This window comes from Bradyrhizobium sp. 1(2017) (genome assembly GCF_011602485.2).
Classification (GTDB): Bacteria; Pseudomonadota; Alphaproteobacteria; order Rhizobiales; family Xanthobacteraceae; genus Bradyrhizobium.
Genome location: NZ_CP050022.2, coordinates 434,084 through 460,870 on the forward strand (window position 1 = coordinate 434,084; position 26,787 = coordinate 460,870).

The 26,787-nt window shown below is 62.9% G+C and carries 25 protein-coding genes and 1 tRNA gene; 15 read left to right on the plus strand and 11 right to left on the minus strand.

Annotated elements, in window-relative coordinates; all coding sequences use genetic code 11:
• Positions 1 to 147: 147 nt before the first annotated feature.
• Complete coding sequence (gene proB, locus HAP40_RS02080; protein WP_166811224.1) at positions 148 to 1,269, minus strand: glutamate 5-kinase; 1,122 nt, start codon at positions 1,267 to 1,269, stop codon at positions 148 to 150.
• A gap of 198 nt (positions 1,270 to 1,467) precedes the next feature.
• On the opposite strand from proB, the gene HAP40_RS02085 reads away from it, so the two are divergent.
• Positions 1,468 to 2,445, plus strand: coding sequence for a Bug family tripartite tricarboxylate transporter substrate binding protein (locus HAP40_RS02085; protein WP_166811222.1), 978 nt, complete (start codon positions 1,468 to 1,470; stop codon positions 2,443 to 2,445).
• 195 nt (positions 2,446 to 2,640) lie between these two features.
• Here HAP40_RS02085 and HAP40_RS02090 read toward each other — a convergent pair whose 3' ends face one another.
• The 3 genes from HAP40_RS02090 to HAP40_RS02100 form a co-directional block, all read right to left on the minus strand.
• Positions 2,641 to 4,275: an alkaline phosphatase family protein gene (locus HAP40_RS02090; RefSeq protein ID WP_166811220.1), complete on the minus strand. Its 1,635-nt coding sequence runs from the start codon at positions 4,273 to 4,275 to the stop codon at positions 2,641 to 2,643.
• A gap of 233 nt (positions 4,276 to 4,508) precedes the next feature.
• A complete protein-coding gene (gene obgE, locus HAP40_RS02095; protein WP_166811218.1) occupies positions 4,509 to 5,549 on the minus strand; it encodes a GTPase ObgE in 1,041 nt (346 codons plus the stop codon).
• Positions 5,550 to 5,634: 85 nt separating this feature from the next.
• The gene (locus tag HAP40_RS02100; protein ID WP_166811216.1) at positions 5,635 to 6,117 is read right to left on the minus strand and encodes a MaoC family dehydratase; all 483 of its coding nucleotides are present in this window, start codon (positions 6,115 to 6,117) and stop codon (positions 5,635 to 5,637) included.
• 267 nt (positions 6,118 to 6,384) lie between these two features.
• Here HAP40_RS02100 and HAP40_RS02105 point away from each other — a divergent pair, with 267 nt between their 5' ends.
• A complete protein-coding gene (locus HAP40_RS02105; protein ID WP_166811214.1) occupies positions 6,385 to 7,299 on the plus strand; it encodes a DMT family transporter in 915 nt (304 codons plus the stop codon).
• A gap of 158 nt (positions 7,300 to 7,457) precedes the next feature.
• On the opposite strand, the gene HAP40_RS02110 is transcribed toward HAP40_RS02105, so the two are convergent.
• From HAP40_RS02110 to rplU, 3 genes are all read right to left on the minus strand, one after another.
• Positions 7,458 to 8,051 carry a GNAT family N-acetyltransferase gene (locus tag HAP40_RS02110; protein ID WP_166811212.1) on the minus strand — a complete coding sequence of 198 codons (594 nt, stop codon included), beginning with the start codon at positions 8,049 to 8,051 and terminating at the stop codon, positions 7,458 to 7,460.
• Positions 8,052 to 8,201: 150 nt separating this feature from the next.
• A complete protein-coding gene (gene rpmA, locus HAP40_RS02115; protein WP_018643862.1) occupies positions 8,202 to 8,471 on the minus strand; it encodes a 50S ribosomal protein L27 in 270 nt (89 codons plus the stop codon).
• 102 nt (positions 8,472 to 8,573) lie between these two features.
• Entirely contained in the window at positions 8,574 to 8,960 is a 387-nt protein-coding gene (gene rplU, locus HAP40_RS02120) for a 50S ribosomal protein L21 (protein ID WP_166811210.1), read from the minus strand.
• 332 nt (positions 8,961 to 9,292) lie between these two features.
• Between rplU and HAP40_RS02125 the strand changes: the two genes are divergently transcribed.
• Entirely contained in the window at positions 9,293 to 10,444 is a 1,152-nt protein-coding gene (locus HAP40_RS02125; protein WP_166811208.1) for an ROK family protein, read from the plus strand.
• Between the two features lie 341 nt (positions 10,445 to 10,785).
• On the opposite strand, the gene HAP40_RS02130 is transcribed toward HAP40_RS02125, so the two are convergent.
• Positions 10,786 to 11,649, minus strand: a complete 864-nt coding sequence (locus HAP40_RS02130) for an alpha/beta fold hydrolase (protein WP_166811206.1) — start codon at positions 11,647 to 11,649, stop codon at positions 10,786 to 10,788.
• Between the two features lie 135 nt (positions 11,650 to 11,784).
• Between HAP40_RS02130 and HAP40_RS02135 the strand changes: the two genes are divergently transcribed.
• Positions 11,785 to 11,874: transfer RNA gene (locus tag HAP40_RS02135), tRNA-Ser, on the plus strand.
• A gap of 229 nt (positions 11,875 to 12,103) precedes the next feature.
• Here HAP40_RS02135 and HAP40_RS02140 read toward each other — a convergent pair.
• Complete coding sequence (locus HAP40_RS02140; RefSeq protein WP_166811204.1) at positions 12,104 to 12,505, minus strand: host attachment protein; 402 nt, start codon at positions 12,503 to 12,505, stop codon at positions 12,104 to 12,106.
• A 575-nt stretch (positions 12,506 to 13,080) separates the two neighbouring features.
• The gene (locus HAP40_RS02145) at positions 13,081 to 13,494 is read right to left on the minus strand and encodes a cupin domain-containing protein (RefSeq protein ID WP_166811202.1); all 414 of its coding nucleotides are present in this window, start codon (positions 13,492 to 13,494) and stop codon (positions 13,081 to 13,083) included.
• A 492-nt stretch (positions 13,495 to 13,986) separates the two neighbouring features.
• Between HAP40_RS02145 and HAP40_RS02150 the strand changes: the two genes are divergently transcribed.
• The 7 genes from HAP40_RS02150 (at position 13,987) to HAP40_RS02180 (ending at position 20,667) form a co-directional block, all read left to right on the plus strand.
• A complete protein-coding gene (locus HAP40_RS02150; protein ID WP_246741197.1) occupies positions 13,987 to 15,180 on the plus strand; it encodes an ATP-binding protein in 1,194 nt (397 codons plus the stop codon).
• Positions 15,146 to 15,832 (plus strand): antibiotic biosynthesis monooxygenase family protein, encoded by a 687-nt coding sequence (locus HAP40_RS02155; RefSeq protein ID WP_166811201.1) that lies wholly within the window; start codon positions 15,146 to 15,148, stop codon positions 15,830 to 15,832. The genes HAP40_RS02150 and HAP40_RS02155 overlap by 35 nt, the downstream gene beginning before the upstream one ends.
• 412 nt (positions 15,833 to 16,244) lie before the next feature.
• Positions 16,245 to 17,180 (plus strand): LysR family transcriptional regulator, encoded by a 936-nt coding sequence (locus HAP40_RS02160; protein WP_166811199.1) that lies wholly within the window; start codon positions 16,245 to 16,247, stop codon positions 17,178 to 17,180.
• Positions 17,181 to 17,247: 67 nt separating this feature from the next.
• Positions 17,248 to 17,913 carry a peroxiredoxin-like family protein gene (locus tag HAP40_RS02165; protein WP_246741196.1) on the plus strand — a complete coding sequence of 222 codons (666 nt, stop codon included), beginning with the start codon at positions 17,248 to 17,250 and terminating at the stop codon, positions 17,911 to 17,913.
• A gap of 230 nt (positions 17,914 to 18,143) precedes the next feature.
• Positions 18,144 to 18,692 carry a cytochrome P460 family protein gene (locus HAP40_RS02170; RefSeq protein WP_246741195.1) on the plus strand — a complete coding sequence of 183 codons (549 nt, stop codon included), beginning with the start codon at positions 18,144 to 18,146 and terminating at the stop codon, positions 18,690 to 18,692.
• Positions 18,693 to 18,783: 91 nt separating this feature from the next.
• Positions 18,784 to 19,317: a DUF1993 domain-containing protein gene (locus HAP40_RS02175; protein WP_166811195.1), complete on the plus strand. Its 534-nt coding sequence runs from the start codon at positions 18,784 to 18,786 to the stop codon at positions 19,315 to 19,317.
• Positions 19,318 to 19,422: 105 nt separating this feature from the next.
• A complete protein-coding gene (locus HAP40_RS02180; protein WP_246741194.1) occupies positions 19,423 to 20,667 on the plus strand; it encodes an MFS transporter in 1,245 nt (414 codons plus the stop codon).
• Positions 20,668 to 20,749: 82 nt separating this feature from the next.
• Here the strand turns inward: HAP40_RS02180 and HAP40_RS02185 are convergent, their stop codons facing one another.
• On the minus strand, positions 20,750 to 22,255 hold the full coding sequence (locus HAP40_RS02185; RefSeq protein WP_246741193.1) for an MFS transporter: 1,506 nt from the start codon (positions 22,253 to 22,255) through the stop codon (positions 20,750 to 20,752).
• 421 nt (positions 22,256 to 22,676) lie between these two features.
• On the opposite strand from HAP40_RS02185, the gene HAP40_RS02190 reads away from it, so the two are divergent.
• The 4 genes from HAP40_RS02190 (at position 22,677) to egtD (ending at position 26,748) form a co-directional block, all read left to right on the plus strand.
• A complete protein-coding gene (locus tag HAP40_RS02190) occupies positions 22,677 to 23,594 on the plus strand; it encodes an NADP-dependent oxidoreductase (RefSeq protein WP_166811191.1) in 918 nt (305 codons plus the stop codon).
• A gap of 188 nt (positions 23,595 to 23,782) precedes the next feature.
• On the plus strand, positions 23,783 to 25,219 hold the full coding sequence (locus HAP40_RS02195; RefSeq protein ID WP_166811189.1) for an MFS transporter: 1,437 nt from the start codon (positions 23,783 to 23,785) through the stop codon (positions 25,217 to 25,219).
• Between the two features lie 71 nt (positions 25,220 to 25,290).
• A complete protein-coding gene (locus HAP40_RS02200) occupies positions 25,291 to 25,704 on the plus strand; it encodes a cupin domain-containing protein (RefSeq protein WP_166811187.1) in 414 nt (137 codons plus the stop codon).
• Positions 25,705 to 25,797: 93 nt separating this feature from the next.
• Positions 25,798 to 26,748: an L-histidine N(alpha)-methyltransferase gene (egtD, locus tag HAP40_RS02205; protein ID WP_166811185.1), complete on the plus strand. Its 951-nt coding sequence runs from the start codon at positions 25,798 to 25,800 to the stop codon at positions 26,746 to 26,748.
• The last annotated feature ends 39 nt before the right edge of the window (positions 26,749 to 26,787 follow it).

The window sequence follows — 26,787 nt, forward strand, 5'->3', positions numbered from 1 at the left end:
CCTTTTGCTAAGGCGGTGTCCTAGCACGGAAATCCCGCATCTGCGAAGGGCGGGGAGGGTATGGCAGGTCTCCCGATGGGGTGGCGCGGCCTCGGCCACTGGCCGAGATCGGACGTCATGGCCGGGACAGTCCCGGGCCGGACGGCCCTACCCGCCCACCACCAGATCGTCGCGGTGGATCATCTCCGACCGGCCGCTGATGCCGAGGATCGCCATCACGTCCGGGGAGGAGCGGCCCTTGATCCGCTCGGCGACCTCGGCGTCGTAGGCGATCAGGCCGCGGCCGACCTCGCTGGTATCAGGGCCGCGCACGATCACGGCATCGCCGCGGGCGAACTGGCCCTCGACCTTGACCACGCCGGCCGGCAGCAGGCTGGCGCCGGCGCGCAGTGCCGTCACCGCACCGGCGTCGATGGTCAGCGTGCCCTTCGGCTCCAGCGTGCCCGCGATCCAGCGCTTGCGCGAGGTGATGGGATTGGCCGGCGTCAGGAACCAGGTGCAGCGGCCGCCGTCGGCGATCGCCTGCAAGGGATGCTCGATCTTGCCGGAGGCGATCAGCATATGCGTGCCGCCGGTCGTCGCGATCTTGGCGGCCTCGACCTTGGTGCGCATGCCGCCGCGCGACAGCTCGGACTCGGCGTCGCCCGCCACCGCCTCGATTTCCGACGAGATGCTCTCGACCACCGGAATGAGTCTTGCGTTCGGATTGTTCTTGGGCGGGGCGTCGTAGAGCCCGTCGATGTCCGACAGCAGCACCAGCAGGTCCGCGCTCGCCATGGTGGCGACGCGCGCGGCGAGGCGGTCGTTGTCGCCGTAGCGGATCTCATTGGTGGCGACCGTGTCGTTCTCGTTGATCACGGGGATCGCACGCCACTCCAGCAGCTTGCCGATGGTGGAGCGCGCATTGAGATAGCGGCGGCGCTCCTCGGTGTCCTGCAGCGTCACCAGGATCTGGCCGGCGCCGATGCCGTGGGCGCCCAGCACCTCCGACCAGATTCGTGCCAGCGCGATCTGGCCGACGGCGGCTGCGGCCTGGCTCTCCTCGAGCTTCAGCGTGCCGCGCGGCAATTTGAGCCGGCTGCGGCCGAGCGCGATCGAGCCGGAGGAGACCACCAGCACGTCGCGGCCCTCGCGGTGCAGTTTGGCCATGTCGTCGGCCAGCGCCGCCAGCCAGGACGCGCGCACCTCGCCCCTGTCGGAATCCACCAGCAGCGCGGAGCCGACCTTGACGACGATGCGGCGGAATTGACTGAGTTCGGGGCTGGCCATGTCTCTGTGTGCTGGCGCTGGATGCGAATTGCTCGGGAAACGGCGGAGCGACAGGCGGCGCCGATGCGCCCTGCTTTTGCAGCAGGATGGTGACCGGCGCAAGGCAGCCGGGATGGTAAACGGCGCATGTCGGCCTTGTGTCGGCCGTCCGCCTGGCTCTAATGGCAACCAACGATAATGGGCTGAAAGAGGAAGCGAATGGATCGCCGCAAATTCATGGCCGGATGCCTTGGGGGATATCTTGGGCTGCCGCTTCTGGCGCAGGCGGGTGGGGCGCAAGCGCAGGCCGGGCTGACCAAGGTCATCTTTCCGTTCGCAGCGGGAGCCGGCGGCGATACGCTGTGCCGGCTGGTCGCGCAGGAGATGGCGCCGGTGCTGCAACGGACCGTCGTGGTCGAGAATCGCACCGGCGGCGACGGCCTGATCGGCATCAAGGCGGTCAAAGGCGCGAGTCCCGACGGCGGCATGGTGCTGGTGACGACCGGGCCGACCATGTACTTGCTGCCGATGGTGGAGACGGCGCCGAGCTTCGACACCGTCAAGGATTTCGTGCCTGTCTCGCTGCTGGCGCGGTTCGAATTCGCGCTGGTGATCAACCCGGCGGTCGATGCCACCGATTTCAAGAGCTTCGTGACGTGGCTCAAGGCGCATCCGGACAAGACCTCGTTCGGCGTGCCGAGCAACGGCACCATCCCGCATTTCATGGGCTCCAAGCTCGAAAAGGATCTCGGCATCCCCCTGACCCGTGTGCCCTATCGTGGCAGTGCGCCCATCCTCAACGATCTCGTCGGTGGCCACATCTCGTTCGGCATCACGACGTTGGCCGACGCGTTGCCGCAGCATCGTGCCAAGGGCGTGAAGATCATCGCGGTCAGCAGTGCAGAACGTTCGCCGTTCGCGCCCGACGTTCCGACGCTGAAGGAGAGCGGCATCGATCTCGTCGCGGACGCCTGGTACGGCATGTGGCTTCCCGCCGGCAGTCCGCCGGACTTCGCCGGCAAGCTCGGTGCCGCCGCGAGCGCCGCGCTCGCCAAGCCCGAGGTGAAGGAGAAGCTCACCGCCATCGGGCTCATTCCGGTCGGCTCGACGCCGGACGGATTGACCAAGGAACTCGCCGCGAACATCGCGCTGTGGCAACCGATCGTGAAGGCGACCGGATACAAGATCGAGAATTAGAAACTGACGGAGCACGCCAAAAACTTAGCCGTCATGGCCGGGCTTCACCCGGCCATCCACGTGCATCCACGTTTGACGCGAGACGTGGATGCCCGGGTCGAGCCCGGGCATGACGGGTGGAGAGAGCCGCGCGCTCCTCACCAATCCCCTCATCCTCCGAGACGGCGCTGCCGCGCCTCCTCACCATGAGAATTCTCACATCTTCGCGCGCTGGGCGATGCCGTCCTTGATCGCCGCAAGCTCCGCCTCGTCCCAGATGCCGATGAGAATGCCGCCCTTCACCTGCAGCTGGTTGTCGGCATAGGTTGCGATCTTCTCGCGCGGCGTGGTGATGTGGTCGTTCGGATGCAGCGCCCAGTCGAACAGTTCGGCCTGCAACCGCGCGACGATGCCGGCGCATTCAGGGTCGTCGCCGCGATCCAGGAACTCCTCCGGATCGGTTACGAGATCGTACAGCATCGGGCGAAAGCCGGAGGCGTGGATGTATTTCCAGCGGCCGTCGAACACCATGAACAGCCGGCAGCGCTCGATCGGCTGGTTCAGCTTCAGCCGCACGTCCTGCATGGCGTAGTCATATTCGGAGAATGCCACCCTGCGCCAGTCCGGTGGCGTCGGGCCGCGCAACAGCGGCAGCAGCGAGCGTCCTTCGAGGATGTGGCCCGGCACCTTGCCGCCGAAATAATCGACGAAGGTCGGCGCGAGATCGATCGCCTCGACCAGCGCATCGCTGCGCGTGCCGCGCGTGGCGTCGGCTTCCCTTGAGGGATCGATGATGATCAGCGGAATTTTTGCCGACTGCTCATGGAACAGGTCCTTCTCGCCCATCCAGTGATCGCCGAGATAATCGCCGTGATCGGAGGTGAACACGATCATCGTCGTGTCCAGCAGGCCGCGTGCCTCCAGAAACTTCATCAGCACGCCCATCTGGTCGTCGATCTGGGTGATCAGGCCCATATAGGTCGGGATCACCTTCTCGCGGGCATCGTCGCGCGCCATGTTGCGGGAGTAGCGCATGTCCATGTAGGCGCCGAACACCGGATGCGGATTCTGCCGCTCGCGCTCGGAACGGATCACTGGAATCATGTCATCGGTCGAATACATGCTGGCGTAGGGCTCGGGCGCGATATAGGGCCAGTGCGGCTTGATGTAGGACAGATGCAGGCACCATGGCCGGCCATCGGTCTCGGCCTCGCTGATGAAATCCATGGCGCGCCGCGTCATGTAGGGCGTCTCGGAATGCTCGTCCGGCACGCGCGCGGCCTTGTCGGCATGCACCAGCAGCCAGCCGTTCTGCAACGAGCCGTCGTCCGCCGCGCCTGAATTGGCCCAATGCTCCCAGGGATTGGTGGCTTCAAATCCCTGCTTACGAAGGTAGTCATCGTATTTCGGCCGCGGCCGCCCGGTCGGATGCAGGCCGTCGTCGCGCTCATAGGGTTCGAAGCCGCATTCGGCGACGTGCACGCCGATCACCGATTCCGGGGGAATGCCGAGCGCCTTCATGCCTTCGAGGTCGGGCGCCATGTGGGTCTTGCCGACCAGCACGTTGCGCACGCCGATTTTCTTGAGATGATCGCCGAGCGTGGGTTCGCCGACGCGCAGCGGCCAGCCGTTCCAGTGCGAGCCGTGCGAGCGCATGTAACGCCCGGTGTAGAACGACATCCGCGATGGACCGCAGATCGGCGACTGCACATAGGCCTTGCTGAACAGCACGCCACGCCTGGCCATGGCGTCGATGTTCGGTGTCTTCACCGTGGGATGGCCGGTGCAGCCGAGATAATCATAGCGAAGCTGGTCGCACATGATCCAGAGAACGTTCTTCGCGCGCGCCATGCGTCATCCCCGCCGTTTCTTGAGCGTTTGATGCTGCGCTATCGATGGCGCGAAGACAAGCCACTGCTAGTGATGCCCGCTTGCTCACAGCCATACACTCAAGTGTCGTCCCGGCGAAGGCCGGGACCCATAACCACAGGGAGCGGTTTGGCGAAGACTCTTCGTTCGGTGCTGCAGCCATCCGCAATCGATGAATCACGCGGTATGGGTCCCGGCCTTCGCCGGGACGATAACTACAACGACCACGGCTCCGCTTCGGCGGCGCTCTTGGCCTTGGCCGAGACCGGGCTTTCGCCGATCACCTCCGCCAGTGCGCGCAGGGCTTCCTTGACGCCCTGGCCGGTCACGCCGGAGAGCAGCAGCGGCGTCTTCTTGGCGGCGCGCTTCAGGCGGTCCTTCTGCTTCTTCAATTCGTCCGGCTCGACCGCGTCGATCTTGTTCAGCGCGACGATCTCGATCTTGTCGGTGAGCTGGCCACCATAGGCCTCCAGCTCGGTCCGCACCGTCTTGTAGGCCTTGCCGGCGTGCTCGCAGGTCGCGTCGATCAGGTGCAGCAGCACGCGGCAGCGCTCGACATGGCCGAGGAAACGATCGCCGAGACCGGTGCCTTCATGCGCGCCCTCGATCAGGCCGGGAATGTCGGCGAGCACGAACTCACGGCCATCGGCGTTCACGACGCCAAGCTGCGGATGCAGCGTGGTGAAGGGATAGTCGGCGATCTTCGGCTTGGCTGCGCTGACCTTGGAGAGCAAGGTCGACTTGCCGGCATTGGGCATGCCGACGAGACCGGCATCCGCGATCAGCTTCAGCCGCAGCCAGATCCAGCGCTCCTCGCCGGGCTGGCCGGGATTGGCGTTGCGCGGCGCGCGGTTGGTCGAGGATTTGAAATGCGCATTGCCGAAGCCGCCATTGCCGCCTTCGGCCAGCACGAACTTTTCACCGACCTTGGTGAAGTCGTGGATCAGCGTCTCGCGATCCTCGTCGAAGATCTGCGTGCCCATCGGAACCTTCAGCACGATGTTCTTGCCGTTGGCGCCGTGGCGGTCCGAGCCCATGCCGTTCTCGCCCTTCTGGGCCTTGAAATGCTGCTGGTAGCGGTAGTCGATCAGCGTGTTGAGGCCGTCGGCGACCTCGATGATCACATTGCCGCCGCGGCCGCCATTGCCGCCGGAAGGGCCGCCGAATTCGATGAACTTCTCGCGGCGGAACGCCACGCAGCCGTTCCCGCCGTCACCGGAGCGGATATAGACCTTTGCTTCGTCGAGGAATTTCATGGGCCATAGGTAGGCCAGCCGGTCCCGCGCGGCAACCCGGATTGATCGGCAAATCGGCCGAAATTCCGCGATCTTGGGGCCGTGCTTAACCCGCCGCTCGCCTCCGGATCAGGAATTTCTGCATGCCATCCAGCACCAGCTCCTTGCGCTGGTTGAACACGGTGCTGCGAAGCGTCACCACCCCGGTCGTGCGCCCCGGCACGAGCTCGGTGACCTCGAGCGCGGGATACAGGGTATCGTCGGCGAACACGGGTTTCAGGAACCGGCTTGCTTGCTCGAGGAAGCCGACGAGGGATTCCTCGACCATGAACGGAAACAGGCCCGCGCCGGGCGCGGTGTGGATCAGGGTCTGGAAGCCGTGGGCAAGCAGATGCGGCATTCCGCGGGCGCGGCAATATTCCACGTCATAGTGCACCGGATGGGTGTCGCCGCTCGCGGTCTGGAATGCCGCGAACACCGCCGAGGTCTGGGTGCGGCTCGGCAGCACGAAACGCTCGCCGAGGACGAAATCCTCAAACCAGCGTTGCGTGGGGATCATGCGATGCTGAGAGGGATCGAAATCGGTCATGCCGTGCGCTTTCGTTCGGTGAGAGTGCTATCGCTACCGCGATGCGAAGGGTGCGACAATCCGTTCAATTCGGCGGAAGTGGGCTTGTCCCTGGTGCTCACGTCATTAAAACGACCGCAAGCGACTCTCGACGCGAATTTTTTGCGCTCTCTCCGCCCGTCATTGCGAGGAGCGTAGCGACGAAGCAATCCAGACTGCCGCCGTGGAGACGGTCTGGATTGTTTCGCTCCGCTCGCAATGACGACCTCTCACAGTCCGACTTGATCGATGCCTTTCTTCAAATCTCTCTCCGCTTATGACGACCGCTCGGCGCGGCTGGCCGGCATCGCCTTGATGGTGGTGTCGATCTTCATGTTCTCGTTCGGCGACGCCATGGGCAAGTTCCTGGTCGGCACGTATTCCGTAGGACAGCTCTTGTTCCTGCGGGCCTGCGCGGCGCTGCTCCTGCTGTCGCCGTTGATCTGGCGCCAGCGTCACCAGTTCCTGCATCTGGAGCGGCCGGGCCTGCAGCTCATTCGCGTCGTGCTGTCGACGCTGGAGGTGGCGGCATTCTTCCTCGCGACCGTGTATCTGCCGCTCGCCGACGTCATTACCTATTATCTCGCCGGTCCGATCTTCGTCACCGCGATGTCGGCGATCTTCCTGGGGGAAAAGGTCGGCTGGCGGCGGTGGACCGCAATCCTGATCGGCTTCTGCGGCGTCTTGATCGCGCTGCGCCCTTCCGCACAGACCGTGAGCCTGCCGGCGCTGATCGCGCTCGGCGGCAGCCTGTCGTTTGCGACGCTGATGCTGATCACACGCAGCCTGCGCAAGACGCCCGACATCGTGATGGCGTCCTCGCAGTTCATCGGCACGTTTTCGCTCGGTGCCGTGCTGTCGGCCTTCCACTGGGTGCCGCCGACATCAGGCAGCCTCGTGATCTTCGCGCTGGCGGGATGCGTCTCGGTCACCGCGCTGTTCTGCGTCAACCGCTCGCTCAAGCTCGCGCCGGCCAGCGTGGTGGTGCCCTACCAATATTCGATGATCGTCTGGGCCGTGATCTTCGGCTTCGTCGTGTTCGGCGACGTACCGGAGGTCGCCACCATCGTCGGCGCGGCGATCATCATCGGTGCGGGATTCTATATCTACCTGCGTGAGCGCGACCTGGGGCGCGAGAGCGAGCCGGTGAACCCGCCGGCGTAGCCAAGGCTACGCCGTCGTCCCGGCGAAGGCCGGGACCCATACCCCCAGGAAATAGTTTTGCGATGACTCGGAGTGGGAGTCTTTGCGGCACGAACATTCGTGGTTATGGGTCCCGGCTTTCGCCGGGACGACACTGATTGTGTAGCGCCACCAAGGCCCTACCGCATCCTTCTCGCGCTGCTCCAGCTCTTCAGCGAGGCCCAGACGCCGCGTGAGAGGCGGAAGCAGTCGACCGGCGTGGATGAGCCCAGCGCCAGGAAGCGGTGCAGCTGGACGCCGCTCCACTGGAAGCCGCACTTCTCCAGCACCTTGCGCGAGGCCGGGTTGGTGACGCGCGCGCCGGCATAGAGGTGGTCCTCTTCGAACTCCTCGAAGAAGAAATCGATGGCGCCGCGCGCGGCCTCGGTGGCAAAGCCCTGACCCCAATGCTCGACGCCGAGCCAATAGCCGAGCTCGGCATTGTCGGGCGTGGAGCAATCGATGCCCACCATGCCGACCGGCCCGGTATCGTGCTCGATCAGGAACACGGTCTCGCTGCCGAGCGCGGCGGTGGCGCGGATGAATTCGACGGCGTCGTCCTGCCCATAGGGATGTGGGAGGCGGCGGGTATTTTCCGCGACGCGGCGGTCGTTGGCGAGGCTGGCGATGGTCCTGACGTCGGCGAGCGTCGGCTTCCGCAAGGTCAGTCGCTCGGTGGCGACGACACTCGGTCTCGCCTCCTGCAAGGTCGCGCTCGAGAAATCCTGCAACATGTCCGGCTCCTGGAAAGTCACTAAGTCAAAGTGAGCAAGTCAAAGAAAAAGGGAGGCCGGTTTCCCGCCTCCCCTGGAGCCTTCGATCTCTCGATCTCTTGGACTCCGCCGGTTCAGTCGGGACCGGCGGATTCCAATTTGATCCACCGTCTATTCAGCCGCCTCTGCGATCGGGAGTACCGATACGAAGGTGCGGCCGTTGGCTTTGGCCTGGAACGCAACACGACCTTCGACCTTGGCGAACAAAGTGTGGTCCGTGCCCATGCCGACATTAAGGCCGGGATGCCAGGTGGTGCCGCGTTGACGCGCAATGATGTTGCCGGGCGTGACGATCTCGCCGCCGAACGCCTTGATGCCGAGGCGCTTGCCCTTCGAATCGCGACCGTTGCGCGATGAACCGCCTGCTTTTTTGTGAGCCATGGCTCGTCTCCGAAATCCTGCGTATGTCTAGATCAATTCCTTGACGGAATCATTTCACGATTTCTCACGCATCAATTCGTGAATTGGCGTGATCAAATCTATTTATTCGGCGGCTTCCGCTGCCGGCTCCTTTGCCACCTTTTCCTTCTTCGGACGCGGGCCCTTGGTGGGCTTGGCGCCGTCCGTCAGGATTTCGCTGATGCGCAGCACGGTGATCTCGTCGCGATAGCCGCGCTTGCGGCGCGAGTTCTTGCGGCGGCGCTTCTTGAACGCGATGACCTTCGGGCCGCGCTTGTGGTCGAGCACCTCGACCGCAACGGACGCGCCTGCGACGGTCGGGACGCCCAGGACCGGCGTGTCGCCGCCAACCACCAGAACTTCACTCAGCTGCACGATCGAGCCGACTTCGCCTTCGATCTTGCCTACTTCCAAGACATCATCCGGCACGACGCGGTATTGCTTGCCGCCGGTTTTGATGACTGCGAACATCGTTTTTTTCCTTCGTGTTCAATCCCGGCCTCGCGACAGATTGTCAGGGCCGGCTTTTTGTCAGTCGTTGCGGGTTTATGCGCGTTTTGTGCGGGCGGGATTTATCCCTTTGAAAACCCACGCAAAAACAAGCGGCGCGAGAAACGCCCCGCGCCGGCTGTGGGACTTATAGCCGCCGAGCGCGCCAAGTCAAGGAAAACTGCCCAAAAAGGCCCCGGATTTGAAGGATTTGGCCGCGCTGCAGGCGTGCAGCTGAATCTCGCCCGGTCTTGCAACAAACGGGTTCCCCCGCCGTTGTCCCCGCCGGAACAGGTAAGCGGGCAAGGGATCCCATGGCAACAGACGAACTGGTCAAGACGACGGGCATCGCCCATCACGGCGCCGAGCGGCTGCCGTCGGTGGAGATCGACAGCTTCAACATCGAGATGAAGGACGAGGACGGCTTCCTCGGCGACCGCGCCAGCAAGGGCGCCTTTCGCGACATTCTCGACCGCTGGCGCAAGCCGCTGCGCAAGACCGGCGAGGACCCGTTCGGCAAGGAGCCCTCGGAAAACATCAGCAAGAAGACCCTGGATGCCATCCTGGTCGGCGACGACACCGAGGCCTCCGCGGTCGTGCACAGCGCGATCGAGGATTTCGCCCAGGAGCTCGCTTACGTCACCCGGCGTTTCCTCAAGACCAAGGCCTGGGCCAAGACCGAGCGCATCGTGGTCGGCGGCGGTTTTCGCGACTCCCGGCTCGGCGAGCTCGCGATTGCGCGCACCGAGATCATCCTCAAGGCCGAGGATTTCAAGATCGATTTGATGCCGATCCGCCACCATCCCGACGAGGCCGGACTGATCGGCGCGCTGCATCTGGCGCCGTCCTGGATCTTCGAGGCGCATGACAGCATCCTCGCCGTCGACATCGGCGGCACCAACATCCGCTGCGGCCTAGTGGAAACCAGCTGGAAAAAGGCGAAAGACCTGTCGAAGGCCAAGGTCGTGCACTCCGAGCTCTGGCGTCATGCCGACGACGAGCCGACGCGCGAAGGCGCAGTGAAGCGGCTCACCAAGATGCTGAAGGGGCTGATCACGGAAGCCGAGAAGGAAGGCTTCAAGCTCGCGCCGTTCATCGGCATCGCCTGTCCCGGCGTGATCAACGCGGACGGCTCGATCGAGAAGGGCGCGCAGAACCTCCCCGGCAATTGGGAGAGCAGCAAGTTCAACCTGCCGGCGAGCCTGATCGAGGGCATCCCCGTGATCGGCGAGCACGACACCGCGATCCTGATGCACAATGACGGCGTGGTGCAGGGGCTTTCGGAGGTGCCGTTCATGCAGGACGTCGACCGCTGGGGTGTGCTCACCATCGGCACCGGCCTTGGCAATGCCCGCTTCACCAATCGCCGCAAGGAGAGCGGTAATGGCGGCAATGGAAAAAACCGGGATTCCACGGAGAACGGGAAGAAAAAGGGCAAGGACAGCAAGAAGAACGACGACGAGTAACCTTGACTGGTTAGGTTAAGGACCGGATTGCGTTGCGGCACGCCAGCGGCGCGCTAGGGTCGAATCGTCGCTTCCACTCGGCCGGCGAAGCCGCCCTTCACGGCCAGTATTTCAATGAGCGGCACGGGACCGCCAGTGTTTACCGCGTCTGGCGGTCCCACCCTTGTCCCTCCCTTGGGGGGCCGGATCGTTCTTCCGATCCTTCTGACACAAACTGCACTGGGCGGTCGCTGATCCAGGTCTAAAATGCCCGTCATGGGCAATGATCTCAGCTTTCGCATCGTCGTGGTCGTGCTCGGGACCTTGCCGGTTCTGTTCACGGCCTTGGCCGCGTTTGGCGGCTAGCTCCACCCGATGCGCTGAAAGAATGCCGCGATCTCCGCGGCTGCGCGACCCGGATCTTCCCGATGCGGGAAGTGGCCGACGTCCGGAAACATCGCCAGATCAAGCGCGCTGAACGTCTCCAACAACCGATCGGTCCACGCATAGGGAAACAGCGGATCGTGCTCGGCCCAGCGCACGCAGGTCGGCACGCTGATCGGCGGCTGGCGCGGCGCCTCGCCCTTCATCATCGCGATGCGCCCGGCATGCGAGGCGCGATAATGCGCAAAGCCGCCGGCGAGGTTGCCCGCTTTGAAGAAATTGTCGGCGAAGGCGTCGAGCACGTCGTCGAAGGCGTTCTTCCGGTGTGCCCAGCCTTTGAGGAAATGGCCGATGTAGATCCGGCAGCTCTCGCGGCTGGCCCCGACCAGCGCAGGCGCGATCTCCATCTGGTGGAAGGACTGGTACCAGATGTGGTTGAGCCTATCAGGCGCCGCCATCCGCGCGCCGATCCCGGGATAGACGAAATCGAAGAAGAACAGGCCGGCGAGCCGCTCGGGCGCCTGCCGGGCCAGAGGCTGCATCACGGCACCGCCGACGTCGTGGCCGACCACGCCGAATCGGTCGATGCCGAGCCGGTCCATCAGCGCCAGCATGTCGGCGGCATGGCCGTCCGGACCAAAGGGCCCATCCGGCTTGTCGCTGTCGCCGAAGCCGCGCAGATCGGGCGCGATCAGCGTGAAACGGTCCTTCAGCCGCGCCATCACCGGCTCCCAGGTCAGCCAGAATTCGGGCCAACCATGCAGCAAAAGCAGCGGTTTTCCTTGTCCGGCGCGGACCAGATGGAAATCGGCGCCATTGGCCGAGATCGTCAGATGCTCCATGGCGGTTCCTCTCGAGGGCGGGATTGGGGGTGAAAGAGGCAGCGGATTTTCCCCTTTCGCGCCTTGTCTGGCCCGCCATCCTCGCCTATTAACGCCTCCAACCACAGGGGCCGCAGCTCCTATACGGCGCCTTCAGGAGAGGTGGCAGAGTGGTTGAATGCACCGCACTCGAAATGCGGCATAGGTGCAAGCCTATCGGGGGTTCGAATCCCTCCCTCTCCGCCATAATAAAACGGCTTCGAGAAAGCCCCGTAAAATCAGGTCTTACGGCACGCCAGAAGCCTCTGGTGTAGCCCTTGGGTTGTAGCCCCTAGGACCATCCCAGCCTGCCACGGCAGCGTCATAGTTTTAATGCCGCCGGATGGCAGTCTTCTTCCCGGGACCATCCGCATTGGCACGGAGATCGGGTAACCGTCACGAAGGCCAAGTCCGCTCTACATTCGGCGGAGGCACCTTATGCATCGGCGATCAGTGAGGCGATGTCCTCAAGCGAACGCCGGCTGAAGTCCTTCGCAAACTCACCTACGATCTTGCCTCTCAAGTCGTGGTTGAAGTGCTTGCGCAGTTCCCCCAAGGTCCTGGGGTCCGAGACGACGACCAGGTGTTCTATGGTCCCGTCCAGGCTGAGCTTGTTCAGGAACGCGGCGATTGCTGCCGCGAAGTCGTTTTCGAACTGCTTCCCGTCGGGGCTGGCGGAGCCTGTACGATGCCGCGCAAGAGAGTTCGCGTGGACCGGCGCAGGCGGAGTCGCCGTAATCTCAACCAAGTGCACCCCGGGTTTCACCCCGGTATTGTGGAACAGTCGGATCGTCTCGCCGTCAGCGACAGCGACTGTCGCACCGGTCGGTAGAATCATCGAAAGACCTCCCGTTCACGATCCCGCATTGACACAACGGGCCCATGACACTTGCATCCGGCGTTCTGCTTCGCCTCTCAAGCTCCCGGCACGAAACTCCCCGGAGCACGGCAATCCGACGACCGCCGAAAGGAAACGACGCGGCGAACACGGCGCTCTTTGCGGTCGAGAAGTCGATGCGCTCGGAAGTGCTTGCGCTGCCGAGCAGCGAGTGGCCGAAGATTGAATCTTGGGCGGTCGAAAGAAAAATCACCTCTAGCTATGGAGTTGATAGCCGACCGTTATTGGGCCGACTGAAAGACGCTTCGCGGGGCGGCGCAAGCGCGGCGCTTCCCTCTGAAAGCACGCGAGGCGCTCGCGGGGAGTCTCACCTTCGCCTGAGTTCTTTCGAGGGCAATGGACGCTTCGGGCCGGATGTCTGGGCACGCGTCGCGGTATTGGAGGCGCGTGCACCCTTTGTGATGTTGGGACGATCGGCGCAATCTTCCGTGGCGCTTGCCCGACGTCGTCTCAACGTGTCTCGGCTAGTCGTGGGACGTCAAGAACAGCCACGCACCGCGCCACGGTCGCCGCTCCTAAGGGAACGTCAGTCCGAAGGCCGCCGGGTCGGGCTTCTCGCCTTTCCGCGGGACAAGGAAGCGCTCCAGACCACCCGGAACGAAGCTGAGGAGCAAGGTCGCCTGATCGCCGACCACCTCGATCGTATGCGGCACTCCGCGGGGAAGGGCTGCGTAGGCGCCTGGCCCCACCTCGACACGGGAATCGCCAACTCGCGCGATCAAATTGCCCTGCACGACATAGAGCAACTCGTCTTCTCGTGTGTGGGTGTGTAGGGGCGGCTCCTCCCCGGCACGCACCGTCCAAAGCACAGTGCCGTATTCGCCGCCGGACTGGCTGCTCTCCACCTTCATTTCAACGCTCGAGCCTCCGCTCGAGGTCACCGTCTCGCCGCCGCGCGGCGCCGTGAGAACCGGCTTTTGCACCGACATTTGTAGCCTCCTGATGATACGCCGGGTGAGCCCGGTACCAGGTGAACATCGAATTTCGAGCGGCGAATGGGAAATGACGTCACGCCATGAAGTTAATAGCTGCGTGTTATGATGGCCGTTCGCTTTCCCGCCCGGACGCGCGTGCGCTCAACGTCGACTGCGCCAGGAAGTCGGTCAGTATTCTGATGGTCTCCGTAGGCTTCAGGTTCTCGCTCCCACACAGTTGTTCGAATGTCTCATGCAGCAAATTGAGCTTCGCCTAGGTCGGCCCGGTCATCGCTCTTTGCGGCCTCGCGATCGATATCTTGCTGCTTGTTCCGGCTCGTCATGATGATCGGCGCCGCGTAGGTCGAATAGAGTCCGCCGTGTGCTGATAACGGTCAGCTATCGACTCCATGGCAAGAGGTGATTTTCCATCTTGCGGCGCCGGACCCAATCTTCAAGCCGTCATCGACCGCCCCGTTGAGCGACTGCGGGCCAGGAGTTTCCCACATGCAGAACAAGTCTTCATCCGACATTTTCTTTCCCCATGAGGTCGAGAGCCTTCTGCCACAGGATGTAGTCGTGCTTGCGGATAGCGCCGGTGTCGCACTTGGGCTGTCGCGCCTGCCTGGTACGCGTGGGCGGAATGCCGGCGATCGTGGCGCAAGTATCATCCCGTCCAGGTACGTAGAGATTCCGCTCGTTGGGAGCGATGGCGAGGTCTCCGGGATCTTGTTTCGGACCGCCCCATGTTCCGGCACGCGCGGCGTGCCTTTCGCTCGCGGCGCAGAGGCAGAGAGATCGACCGGCGGCGTGGCGCAGTTCGTCGTCCACGACATTAACAACCTCTTTGCCGTGATCGGCGGTGGCTTGCGACTGCTCGAGCGTCAGAGTGACGTCGCGTATCGTGAGGCGATCGTTGGCACAATGCAGGAGGCGATTGCGCGAGGCATGTCGCTCAGTCGCCAGCTTCTCGATACTGCGTGCCCGTGCCGCAACCCGATCGACGGCTTGGTCGCAGGCGATCGCCTCGCAGCCATCACGGGTACCCTTCACTGGGCGCTGCGTCCGGACATCACCATCTGCATAGAGATTGCCCCTGATCTATGGACGTTTAATGCCGACCCGGAAGGGCTGTACTTTGCGCTATTGAACCTCTGCCGAAACGCTGACGATGCTATGCCGGCCGGCGGCACGATCACTGTCTCGGCGCGGAATGTCGAGCTGTCCGCCGACGCGGACCGGCGATTCGTCGAGATTGTCGTCGCCGACGAGGGGGAGGGCATGCCCGAGGAAATCATGTCGCAGGCGTTCCTTCCGTACTTCACAACGAAGATGGCCGGAGGCGGCAGCGGCATCGGACTCCCCCAGGTTCGACGTTTCGCTGAAGAACAGGGAGGGGCGGTCAGTATCGAGAGCGAGCGGGGTACTGGCACGCTGGTTCGTCTCCTTCTCCCGCGTGTCGACGACGCGGCGGTCCGCAGCAGCCTTGTTACGGCTCCAACCACGTGCACGCCTTCTTTCGAACCTCCCCGCAATAGTGACTACACGCAGTATGACAAAGAGGCCGGATACACGCAAAAGCGGAACGTGCCCACAAGGGCTTCCCATCCGGTGAACCAGGTCGCTTCCGTGAATGCGGCGCATTACTCTAGGAGTGGGTACGATCATGTTTTCTGTGATTTTCGAAGCTCTCCTAAATAAGGATCACCGGGACACCTACCTTGACTACGCTAACGTGCTGCGCCCCGAGCTGGAGCGGGTCGAAGGCTTCGTCGATAACATCCGCTACAGGAGCCTGACCCGCGAGGGCTGGATTCTTTCGCTGTCGAACTGGCGGGACGAGAAATCGCTCGTCCGCTGGCGCGTCCACATGCGCCACCACGAGGTCCAGAAGCAGGGACGCGCCGAAATACTCGCAGACTACCATCTCCGCGTCGGTCAGATCACTGCCGATAACCAGCTGCCCGCGGGCTGCGTCCTGACGGAGCAGAGGCTCGACTTGACCGAAGTCGGGGAGGGGACGACGGTCACGCTGATCAACGCGACGCGCCCTGCCGACTGGGAACAGACCAACAACCCGTACGACTGCGCCGAGTGGCTCGGCCTGAACCCGTGGGCCGCCGACTTCACGTCCTGGGACATCTTCGATGCGGTGCTCACGCCTGGCGAGTTGATCCTGCTCATGTCCTGGAAGGACGCCGCCGCAGCTCAGGCCTATGAGGACGCTCTGGCGCCGAATGAAAAGACAAGGGTACGGAGCGTGCGGATCGTGCGCGACTACGGGAAATACGACCGTCGCGAGGCGCCTCAATACTTCGCAGATGCCAGGGGTGGGGAGACCCTCCATCCCTGATGCCGCTCCGTCAGGAAGGGCCGTGCTGCCGCGAGCCCTGGGCCTGCACCACGACCCAGCCGAGCGCTTGGCCGGGCTTCGTGCGAGGCTGGCGTATTGGCGGTCGACGTACCGTCGCTGAGGCGTGCTCCACTTTTTATGCGTAAGCCATCTTGGCGCTGACGGTCATGTCTTGCGGCGGCTGCGTGAGGCGCTGGCGTCCGTCCGGCGCTTTACAGACCTCGCATGCGCGACCCCGGCTCTCAGAAATTCCTGAAAGCGTGTCCGTGCGTCCAAATCAATGGGCCGGGCCGTTTCAACCCATGCACACAAGTTGCATCTACGCCCCATGATCGCGACGTGCCTACCCGCCGCCGATTGCAGCGGTTTGTCAGCATCGACAACCGCATCTTGACGGAGAACATATCAACCCATGGAGCTTCATCAGGTTCGCTACTTTCTCGCCGTCGCCTCCACACTCAACTTCACCCGTGCGGCCGAGCAGTGCAATGTTACACAGCCGGCCTTGACCAAGGGGGTGCAGAAGCTCGAGCAGGAACTCGGCGGTCAGTTGATCTACCGCGAACGTCAGCTTACCCAGCTCACTGATCTTGGAAAGGAAGTCCTCCCGCTGCTGGAGCGCACGCTGGCTTCGGCAGGTGCGGTCCGCCGCCGAGCCCAGGAATTCCGGCGCAAGGACGTCGCGCCGCTGAAGATCGGCCTCGCCCCATCCATCTCGGCGTCGCTCGTCCTCGATCCGATTGCGGAGATCGCGAGATTCGTGCCTGGACTTCACGTCGAGCTGCGCGAGGGTGCGGCGAAGAAGCTCGTCGACCTCTTGCTCGAGGGAGAGATCAATGTCGCAATGGTCGGCGACTTGCAGGACGTGCCCGCCCGCATCGACGACTGGTCGCTGTTCGAAGAGCGTTATGTCGCGGTTCTCTCGCCGACACACCATCTCGCAAATCGTTCCTCGATCGGCATCGACGACCTTCGCGAAACCATCTTGCTGGAACGAGCCGACTGCGACGTCGCCCCTAAGATCCAGCAATCGTATTTTCCCGAGAAGCCGCCCCAACTCGGTCACTGCAGCGGTCATGACTTGCACCTGCAGCACATGGCCGCAGCCGGCTTTGGCGTGATACTCGCGCCCGAGCACATGCCACGCCTTCCGACGCTCAAGACCATCCCGCTCGAAGGCGACCTGGTCTCGCGGGAAGTGCGCCTTCTGGCCGTGCAAGGGCGCCGCTACTCGCCGGCATTGGACGCATTCGTCAAGGTAGCGCGGCTTCGTGACTGGTCGATCGATGCCCCCGATCGTCGTGCACCGCAGAAAGCGGTCCTGGCGGTGTCGAGGGCTCCCGCATGACCGCGACGCGCACGCCGCCAGACGCCCGCGTCCGCCCAATCATCTTCAACCTGAAGACTCTCCACCGATGCTAGATCAGACCGACAAGACACTTGCCCGGACTCGCACCGAGCTATTGACGACATTCAGCGCCGCAGACTGGGAATCATACAATCACCTCGTGCGCTGGCTCCGAGACTCCGACGTAGCATCGCACGCGCTCAAGGTCGGAGACGACGCGCCGAACTTCCTCCTGCCGGACGCTGACGGTCGTCTCCACTCCTCCGAACAATTGCGCCGGAACGGACCGCTCGTCCTGAGCTTCTTTCGAGGCGGCTGGTGTCCGTTCTGCACGTCTGAGCTCCGCGCCCTCCAGGCTGCAAAAGATGAGTTCGAGAACGTCGGCGCGACCCTCGCAGTCGTGACACCCGAGACCAGGGATTTTCCGCGGCAGCTCAAGCAGGACCTGGGCCTGGAGTTGAAGGTACTTTCCGACGTCGATTACGGCGTTGCCATGTCGTATGGCGTGCTGTTCCGGGTGCCCGACGAGACCAAGGCGCACTATTCCGGGCTCGGGTTCGATTTCGGCGACCGGCACGGGTCACCTGAGTGGATGTTACCCATTCCTGCGACTTACGTGATCGACGCGGACGGCCGTATCCGCAGCGCATTCGTCGAGCCGGATTTCACGATACGCGAGGAGCCGGCGCAAATCCTGGCTTCGCTGCGCCAAGTCGCTTCAAAGTCCCGGTGAGGGCGGTTGAAGATGGAACGCGACAGTCGGTTTCAAGCGCTCTTTTACGGCGATATCTGCCGCCTATCGAATACATGTCGAAAGGGAATTTCCAATTTCGACGGCCGCGTCCGATCTTGGAGATTGGCTAGGCCCACCTTGGTCGGCTCCACAGCGATCGAAACACGGATTGCAGCCGTTACGCCGGACCAGAAAAGGAGATCCCCATGAAATTATCGAGGACCGTCGGCATGGCGGTCGCCGTCTCGCTGGTCGCCGGTGCCGTAGCAGCGCTCGCGCAGAGCGGAATGGCTCCGGCCAGTCCGACGGCAAACGTGGTCGACGGTAGCGGGCACCTGCGGGTGCCCGCGGACTATCGAACCCTCTACCAGGCGCTTGGCACCTGGGCGATTGCCGCCGACAACGGCCAGGGCTCGAAGGAAATGCACACTGTCTATGCCTCTCCGGGGGCGATCGACGCCTACCGGAAGACGGGGCACTTCCCGGATGGTGCCGTTCTGGTGAAAGAGGTCTTCGCGACCTCGACGAACGAGATGACCACCGGCACGGTAAGCCGCGCCGACAAGCCCAAGGGCTGGTTCGTCATGGTGAGAGACAGCAAGGGAACGCACCCCGGCAACCCATTGTGGGGCGACGGGTGGGGATGGTCATGGTTCGATGCGGACAAGCCGCTCAAAACCACCTCGACGGACTATCAATCCGATTGCCAGGGGTGCCACGTGCCTGCCCAAGCCACGGACTGGATATACGTGGACGGGTATCCTGTCCTGCGGCGTTAGGCGGCTGTTCGCGTGGGCTGCTGTTCTCTTGCCGCAGCTCGCCGAGCCGATGCCCGCATGTTCATAGTACAAACGAGCGCATGGGTTTGACGTGTCCTTTTCGGTCTACGAGATCACGGTGCCTGTGATGGTCCACGGGCTGAATGTGATGGACGACTATCTCGACCACGCCGAAGCGCTCGAGAGAACCAGAGGGTTCGAGCCGAGGAGGATTCTTGGCGAGCGGCTCGTACCCGATATGCTGACCTTCGGAGAACAGTTTTCCGTCGGCTGCAACAAGGTCGACGCGCACATGGCGAAGCTGATGCAGCACGACGCGCCAGCACCTCGCAACATCTCCATGACGTACCCGGCATTAAAGGAACGGATTCTCGAGACGCGCGGTTTCCTGCAAAGTGTTCAGCCGGACGAGATTGCCGGCGCGCAGTCCCATACATACGAGTTGACGCCGCCTATCGTGCGTGGGTGGTTCGGCGGTGAAGACTACATCCGGCATCTGGTCCTGCCCGACTTCTTTTTCCATATCTCGATTGCGCACGCGATCCTTCGGCGCCTGGGAGCGAGGATCGGGAAGCGCGACTACCTCGGAAACCTCAGTCAACAGAGCGGCGGCGACTACTCGTAAGGGGCGGGCGCGGTGCACGGCGAATGTTTGACGGCGGCTCGGCGCCGCTGGGTCATGATCTGCATCTTGATTGGACTTGGTCTAAGTTCTCTTGGAAGCGCGATCGTGAACATCGCCTTGCCAAACATCGCGCGTTCATTCGCGAGTAGCGACGCCGCGGCCGTTTGGGTCGTAAACGCATATCAGCTTTCGGCGACGATCTGCTTGCTGCCCATTGCAAGTCTGGTCGGCTCACTCGGTCTAAAACGCGTTTATGCCACAGGCTTGGCCATTTTTGTCCTCGCGTCGTTCGGTTGCGCTTTCGCCCCAACATTGCCGATGCTGGTGAGCGCGCGCTTGATTCAGGGGGCCGGAGCCGCTGGAATCTCCGTGGCCGGTATGGCATTTGTCCGCGTGGTTTATCCCCATCACTTGGTCAGCAAGGGCTTTGCGTTGGTCGCGCTGGCAGTGGCGATACCTGGCGCATTGGGCCCCACCATCGCGGCGGCAATACTTGCCGTAGCAAAGTGGCCCTGGCTGTTTCTGGTGAATGTGCCGTTCGGACTTGCTGTACCTCTGTTTATCGCCGCTGCACCACCAGATGTTCGGTCTGCGAGTTCTCTCGATCTGACCGGGATCGCTCTCAACGCGCTGGCGTTCGGGCTCTTCGTCGTTGGCGTCGGAACGCTTGGTACCGGCGATGGGCGCATTGCGACGGGAGAGATCGTGGCGGGTCTTTTCTTCCTTGGCCTCTTCGTTCGACAGCAGCTCCAGCACTCTGCGCCGATGTTGCCATTCGATCTTTTTCGTATACCTCTGTTTACTCTGTCCGTGTGGACATCCGTCTGCTCCTATGCAGCGCAAATCTTGGCTTACGTCTCCTTGCCGTTCTTGTTTGAGACGAGCATGCATCTTTCGGCCGTGCAAACAGGCTTTCTTGTTACGCCCTGGCCGTTGATGACCGCCGTCACGGCTCCAATCGCCGGCCGCTTGGCAATCCGCTACCCAGCCTCAGGGATCTGCAGTGTCGGTTTGGCGTTGTTGGCGATTGGTTTGCTCCTGATGGTCTTCCTGCCGACAGCTCCGGAAAGGTGGGATGTCGCTTGGCGACTGGCACTTTGCGGTATTGGCTTTGGTCTGTTTCAGACCCCGAACAACACGGCGATGATGACGGCTGGACCCTTAGGGCGCAGTGGGGCTGCAAGTGGGATGAATGCCGCAGCCCGCTACATCGGGTGGTCACTTGGTTCCGCGTTGGTCTCGCTGATCTTTGGCTTGGGCGGAGACCACGGCGCGGTCTCTTGTTTGGTCGCCGGAATGGCTTTCGCTCTGATGGGAGTCGCTACCAGCAGCGCTCGCCGATTCCGGTAACGTCCGCGCGCGGCCGCTTCCGTGAAAGTCTTGGATGACTGACAAGCTTGGGAATTAGCGGACCGGCTGAATTCAATGCTTTCTAGGTTTCTACCGAGCCGCCCGCTTTCTCCGCGGTCCGTGTCAAGGTCATCGCCGCTGCAAGGGCGCCGCAGGTTGACGTCGCAGCGGCTACTGCGAGGCCGACCTCGTGCCCGGACGCGAAAGGCGCGATGCCGGCGGCCAATGCGGCCCCGGCAAGCTGTGCAATCCTGCTCGCCGCATTGTTGATGCCGGAGGCGAGCCCCTCGTCGGCCTGGTCCACACTCGACATGACCGACGCAGTGAGCGGTGCCACCAGCACAGCGAAGGACAGGCCCAGCAGGGCCATGGGTCCGATCACGCCGAGCATCAGGGGCTCTTCCCGGCCGAGCGCCATCCAGACATAAGCGAGCGCCGCGCCGATCGGTCCCATGATGAGCATAGCTTGCGTGCCGATCCTGTCCGCCAACCTGCCGAAGACATTCGACAACAGTCCCACGCCGAGCGTGAAGGGCAGGAATGCCAGCCCGGCAACTGTCGGCGACAGAGCGCGGCGATCGACGAGGTCAAAAGGTAGCAGAAAGAACATGATCGAAATCCCTGCATAAACCAACAGAGTGACGACGTTCAGTCCGAGGAAGACGCGATTGTCCGCCAGGCGAGGTGGGGTCATCGGATGTTCGCTTCTGCGCTCCCAGAACGCGTAGACGGCGAGCCCGACAATCCCAAGTCCAGCGACGGTCATGAGCACGGTTCCCGACCGGGCTGGAATGCCCGAGGCCGCTTGAGCTTCAGCGGAGCCGATCTGACTGAGCGCCCAGGTGAGCGCCCCGATCGCCGAAGCGAGGATCGCGGCGCCGAGAAGATCGAACCTGCGGTGGATACGGCCATCTCTCGGCGCGAAGACCAGCAGGAGTCCGACTGATACGAACGCGAGTGGCGGGTTGATCCAGAACACTGATGACCAGCCAAAGGTCTCGGTCAGCCAGCCGCCCAGGACAGGACCTCCGGCTGTGGTGAGGGCAGATGCCGCGGCCCATACGCCGATTGCCCGGTTTCGCTCTACGCGCGGATAGGTGGCGCCGATCAGAGCGAGACTGGCGGGGGCGACGATCGCTGCGGACGCTCCTTGCCCGACGCGGGCAGCGATCAGCCAGGCGGACGAAGGCGCCAGCGCGCAAGCGACGGACGCCAGGCCGAACAGGACGCAACCGAGCGCGAGCATGCGGGCCTTGCCATAGACATCCGCGAGCGCGCCGCCGATCAATGTCAACGAGGCGAGCGCCAGCATATACCCGTTGAGAACCCATTGAATCGAGGCGAGGTCCGCTCCCAAATCGGCGCGTAATCTCGGTAACGCAACCGGCAGCGCTGTCGCATCGATGAAAGCCATCGAGGACGCGAGAACACAGGCCGCGAGGACCATTCGCCGGCAGCGAGGCGACGCTTCCCGTCCGAACTGGCGCGGGCAGGGTTCCGCATCGATAATGCCACGGCTGCACCCCTCCACAAAAGACCGCGTCTCGCTGCGACAAGCTCGCCGTCTCTTGTTTGCAGGGTTGGTCATTCGCGATCCCATTTCGGATTAAGGCGTTTCCAGCGGCCGTCTCACTGTGGCGGTCGGACTCCATCGAGGAAAATCATCTCTCGCCATGAAATCGATAAACGATCGATATTGTCTTGCTGAGGGCATGCGATCGCGGCTCGCGCGGATTGCCTCGATTAAGACGGCCGACAGGGCCATCGCGGCGCCATTCCCCGCTGCAATGGAAACTATGCGCGCCGGCTATTGGAAATTGGTGCTCCGCGTTGCGATCAATAAACACCGCTCGCAGATTTCGTCGAGTGCTCGACAAATGAACTCGTGAAGGCGCTGTTCCATCTTCTTCTTCGGAAGCTGTCTGTCGTCGCTGGCAAGCAATGTCGAACGGGCTTTTATCGTTGGAACATACCCGGCGAGGGAGCGAAAAACTGAGGAGGCAACTCACATGAAGGCAATCGCTGTAACGGACCAGACCGCGGGAACAGCCGGGATGAAGCTCGTGGAGCGACCGGAACCGCGGCCGGCTCTAAACGACGTCGTGGTTGAAGTTCATGCCTCGGGCTTCACGTGGGACGAGTTAACCTGGCCTCCGACATGGACCGATCGCCTCGATCGCGACCGAACACCGTCGATCCCCGGGCACGAACTGGCCGGGATCGTCACCGCTCTCGGTTATGGCACGACAGGGCTCTCGGTCGGACAGCGGGTGTTCGGTCTCACCGACTGGTATCGCGACGGCACCTTGGCGGAGCATGTGGCGGTCGAGGCGCGCAACCTTGCGCCGCTGCCGGGCGACGTCGACTTCACGGTAGGCGCGAGCCTGCCGATGCCGGGTCTGACTGCGTGGCAGGGGCTGTTCGTGCACGGCCACCTTCAGGCAGGGCAGAGCGTCCTCGCGCATGGCGCCGCTGGTGTAATCGGGTCGATGGTGACCCAGCTCGCACGCGAGGCCGGAGCCTACGTCATCGGCACCGGACGTGCTGCCGACCGTCAGGCGGTGCTCGACTTCGGTGCGAATGAGTTCGTCGACCTCGAGAACGATACCTTGCAAGACGTCCGTGGCGTCGATCTGGCTTTCGATATCTTTGGCGGCGATATCGCGAAGCGGTCCGCAGGCCTGATTCGAGCTGGAGGAACGCTAGTGACCATCGCGGGGCCGACCGAGGCGCGGCCCATCGATGGCTTGTCGATCGATTTCGTTGTCGAGTCCGATCGTGCGCAATTGAGTGAGATCGTCCAGCGGGTGCGGGACGGCCGGCTCCGGACGAACATTGGAACCGTTTCGACCCTTGACGACGCCATCGCCGCGTTCAATCGGCCCGAGCGACGCAAGGGGAAGTCAATCGTCCGCGTTCGCCCGTGAGGATGCGGGGCAGAGAACGATTCCGCGTGGATCTTGCGAAGTACGGATCGTCGCCTTCGACGCGTTCCCGAGGTTGAATTGATGTTGCGAGAGGTGGTTCGCGAACGGACACGGTGTTTCGGCTTCGGGGGGCCAGGCAATGAACCCCGCGCGCCGCTAAGCCCACGCACCGAGATGACGGTCAGGTCGTGAGCGGCGCGTCCCTGATCTTGACTGATCGCGGCCTGGCGCTCGCCGAGCCCAAGGCCGCCGGCGCGCGAGGGGGCACCAAGGTCCTCGCCGCGTCGAGCCTCGGCGGCTGCCTCGTGTTCGTCAACGGCGCCGTCGTCGCGGTCGCGCTCGCGGCGATTGGCCGGGATATGCGCCTGTCGCCGCTTGGACTGCAGTGGGTATTGAACGCCGAGCTCTTGCCGCTGGCGGCAATGACGTTGGTCGCTGGCGCGCTGGGCGATCGGTTTGGGCAAAAGCGGATGTTCCTTGGGGGGATCGCCTTTTACGGCTTTGGCACGACCACGATTAGTTTCGCGCAGGATCTTGCGCCGCTCATTGGTGGCCGCTTCTTGCAAGGCCTGGGCGAAGCATTGATCGTGCCCAATGGGCTTTCCGTGCTTGGGCGGGCCTTTCCCGCCGACGAGAAAGCCCGTGCAATCGGCATCTGGTCAGCCGCCGCAGCAGTTGCGAGTGGCGTCGTCCCCGCGATCGCGGGCGCGATCATTGATCACGGATCCTGGCGGACGAGCTTTCTGATGCTCCTGCCCATCGTCGCGAGCGCGCTGGCACTCGGCATCGCGTGGATACCCAAGGACTCCCCGAACAGCCAGGTCCGGATCGACGTCAATGGCGCGATTCTTTCGACACTGGGGCTCGGCTCGTTGGGCGCGGGGTTGACCAGCCTGACGAACGGTTCCGGTCCAACCCTTTGTGTGCTCGTCACTCTGATCGCCGGTCTGGGCGGCTTGGTCGGTCTTGTCGTGACGCAACGCCGATTAGGCAACAACGCAATGCTGCCTCCGTCGCTGTTCGCTTCGCGTTCGGTTGCCGGCGCAAACCTGTACACCGCGCTCCTCTACGGTCCGTTCACAGTCCTGCTAACGTTGATTCCGTTCGTGATGATCCAGGGCGCGCACCTGTCAACGCTGATGGCGGGCCTGGCCTTCATTCCCTTGCAAGTGCTGATTACGGTCGTCTCGCCGCTCGCCGGTATGCTCTGCCGCAGGTTCGGCCGACGCATGCCATTGTTCGCCGGCAGCGCCGTCGTCGCCTTGAGCTGCATCATGGCGCTCCGTATCGGTCCGAATGCGACCTATTGGCCGGATATCTTCCCCAGCATCCTGTTGCTGGCGCTAGGCATGAGCCTGGCGATCGCGCCGTTAACGACCCTCGTCCTCACCTCCGTCGAGCCCGATCGAGTCGGAACCGTGTCCGGCGTCAACAGCGCGGTCTCACGCGTGGGGTCGCTCTTCGCCATCGCGCTGCTCGGCGGAGTGCTGCAGCAAGGCGGTCCTCAGCTGTTCTCGGGATTCCACATGGCCATGGTTGCCGCTGCGGTCACCTGCGTTCTCGCCGCGCTCGCGGTGTTCATCATCGAGCCGGGGCCGCACGTCGACTTCGTTCCTCGCGACTGACCCGTTCGGTGCCGGCAATCAGCCGGCCCGCAAGGTCGATGGGAAAGAACGAGTACCAAAGGAGAAAGCCCATGAAGATCCGGACCATTGTCGCTGCCACCTGCGTCGCATTCGCGATCGCCGGCCCCATCCGTGCCCATGATCACGAAGCGGAGACCGTCGCAAAGAAACTCGAGGCGGCCATTCCCAATGTTCCTGGCAAGTCGCTGGTCGCCCTCGAGGTCGATTACGCGCCGGGCGCGGCATCGCCGCCCCATACCCATGCGAAGTCGGCTTTCATCTACGCGTACGTCATCTCGGGCGCAATCGAATCGAAGGTGAATGACGGTGAGAAGCGCATCTATCGGGCGGGCGAGGGGTGGTCTGAACCGCCGGGCGCGATCCATTCAATCAGCCGCAACGCGAGCAGGACAAAGCCGGCAAAGCTGCTCGCGGTCTTCATCCTCGACACCAACGACAGCCCGCTGACGATACCCGTCAAATAACACGTTCACTGAGCCTGGCACGAAACCACGGTCATGATATCGGCGGACAGTTGTCCTCGGCCGGTATCCGCTCTGTCACTGAAAGCGGAGAATATGCTTCACGGAATTGACAACGACGTTGTCGAAAATGCATTTGCCCGAGACGTCGTCGTCGGCTTATCCGCCGATGTGAAGACGCTGCCGAGCCGTTGGCTGTACGACGAGCGTGGCTCTGAACTTTTCGAAGAGATAACAAGGCAGGATGAGTATTATCTGACGCGAGCTGAAACGTCGATCCTGCGAGAGCGGCGGCGTGACATCGCCGACTTTGTGGAGCCTGGCACGATTCTCGTCGAGTACGGGGCGGGAGCCGGCGTTAAAACGGAGCTGTTGCTCGCGGGCCTGCGTGTCCCGCGAGGCTATGTGCCGATCGATGTCGCCGGTGCCTTCCTTGCAGAAACGTCCAGCAGGATCGCTTCGCGCTTCCCATCGCTCTGCGTCCGCCCGATCGAGCGCAATTTCCTGGACACATTTGAGCTTCCGTTTATTGGCTCTGGTGGCGGCCGGACGGGATTCTTTCCTGGCTCGACGATGGGAAATTTGAGCGCGAGCGAGGGGAAAACCTTGCTCATGCAGATGAGCCGGCACCTCGGCGACGACGGGCGTGCCATCATCGGTGTCGATCTCGAGAAAAACCTGGATACGCTTCTGCGCGCATACGACGACGGCGCGGGCGTGACCGCCGCTTTCAACCTCAACCTACTCAAGCGGATCAACGTCGAACTGGGCGGCAACTTCCGCCTGGAGAAGTTCAAGCATGCGGCGCGCTGGAACGAGATTGAGAAAGCGGTGGAGATGCATCTGGTGAGTTTGTGCGATCAGAGCGCAACCCTCTGTGGGCGAACGTTCAATTTCATAACGTCCGAAACCGTCCATACCGAGAGTTCTCGAAAATATACCGCGGAGAGTTTCGAGCAGCTTGCCAGATCCGGCGGATGGAAGGTCGCCGAGCTTTGGCAAGATGAGGACGGGCTCTTCGGCCTATTTGGACTCATTCGGTGCTGAACGGCGGATGATGCGGACCATAAAGTCCGTCGAAACCGG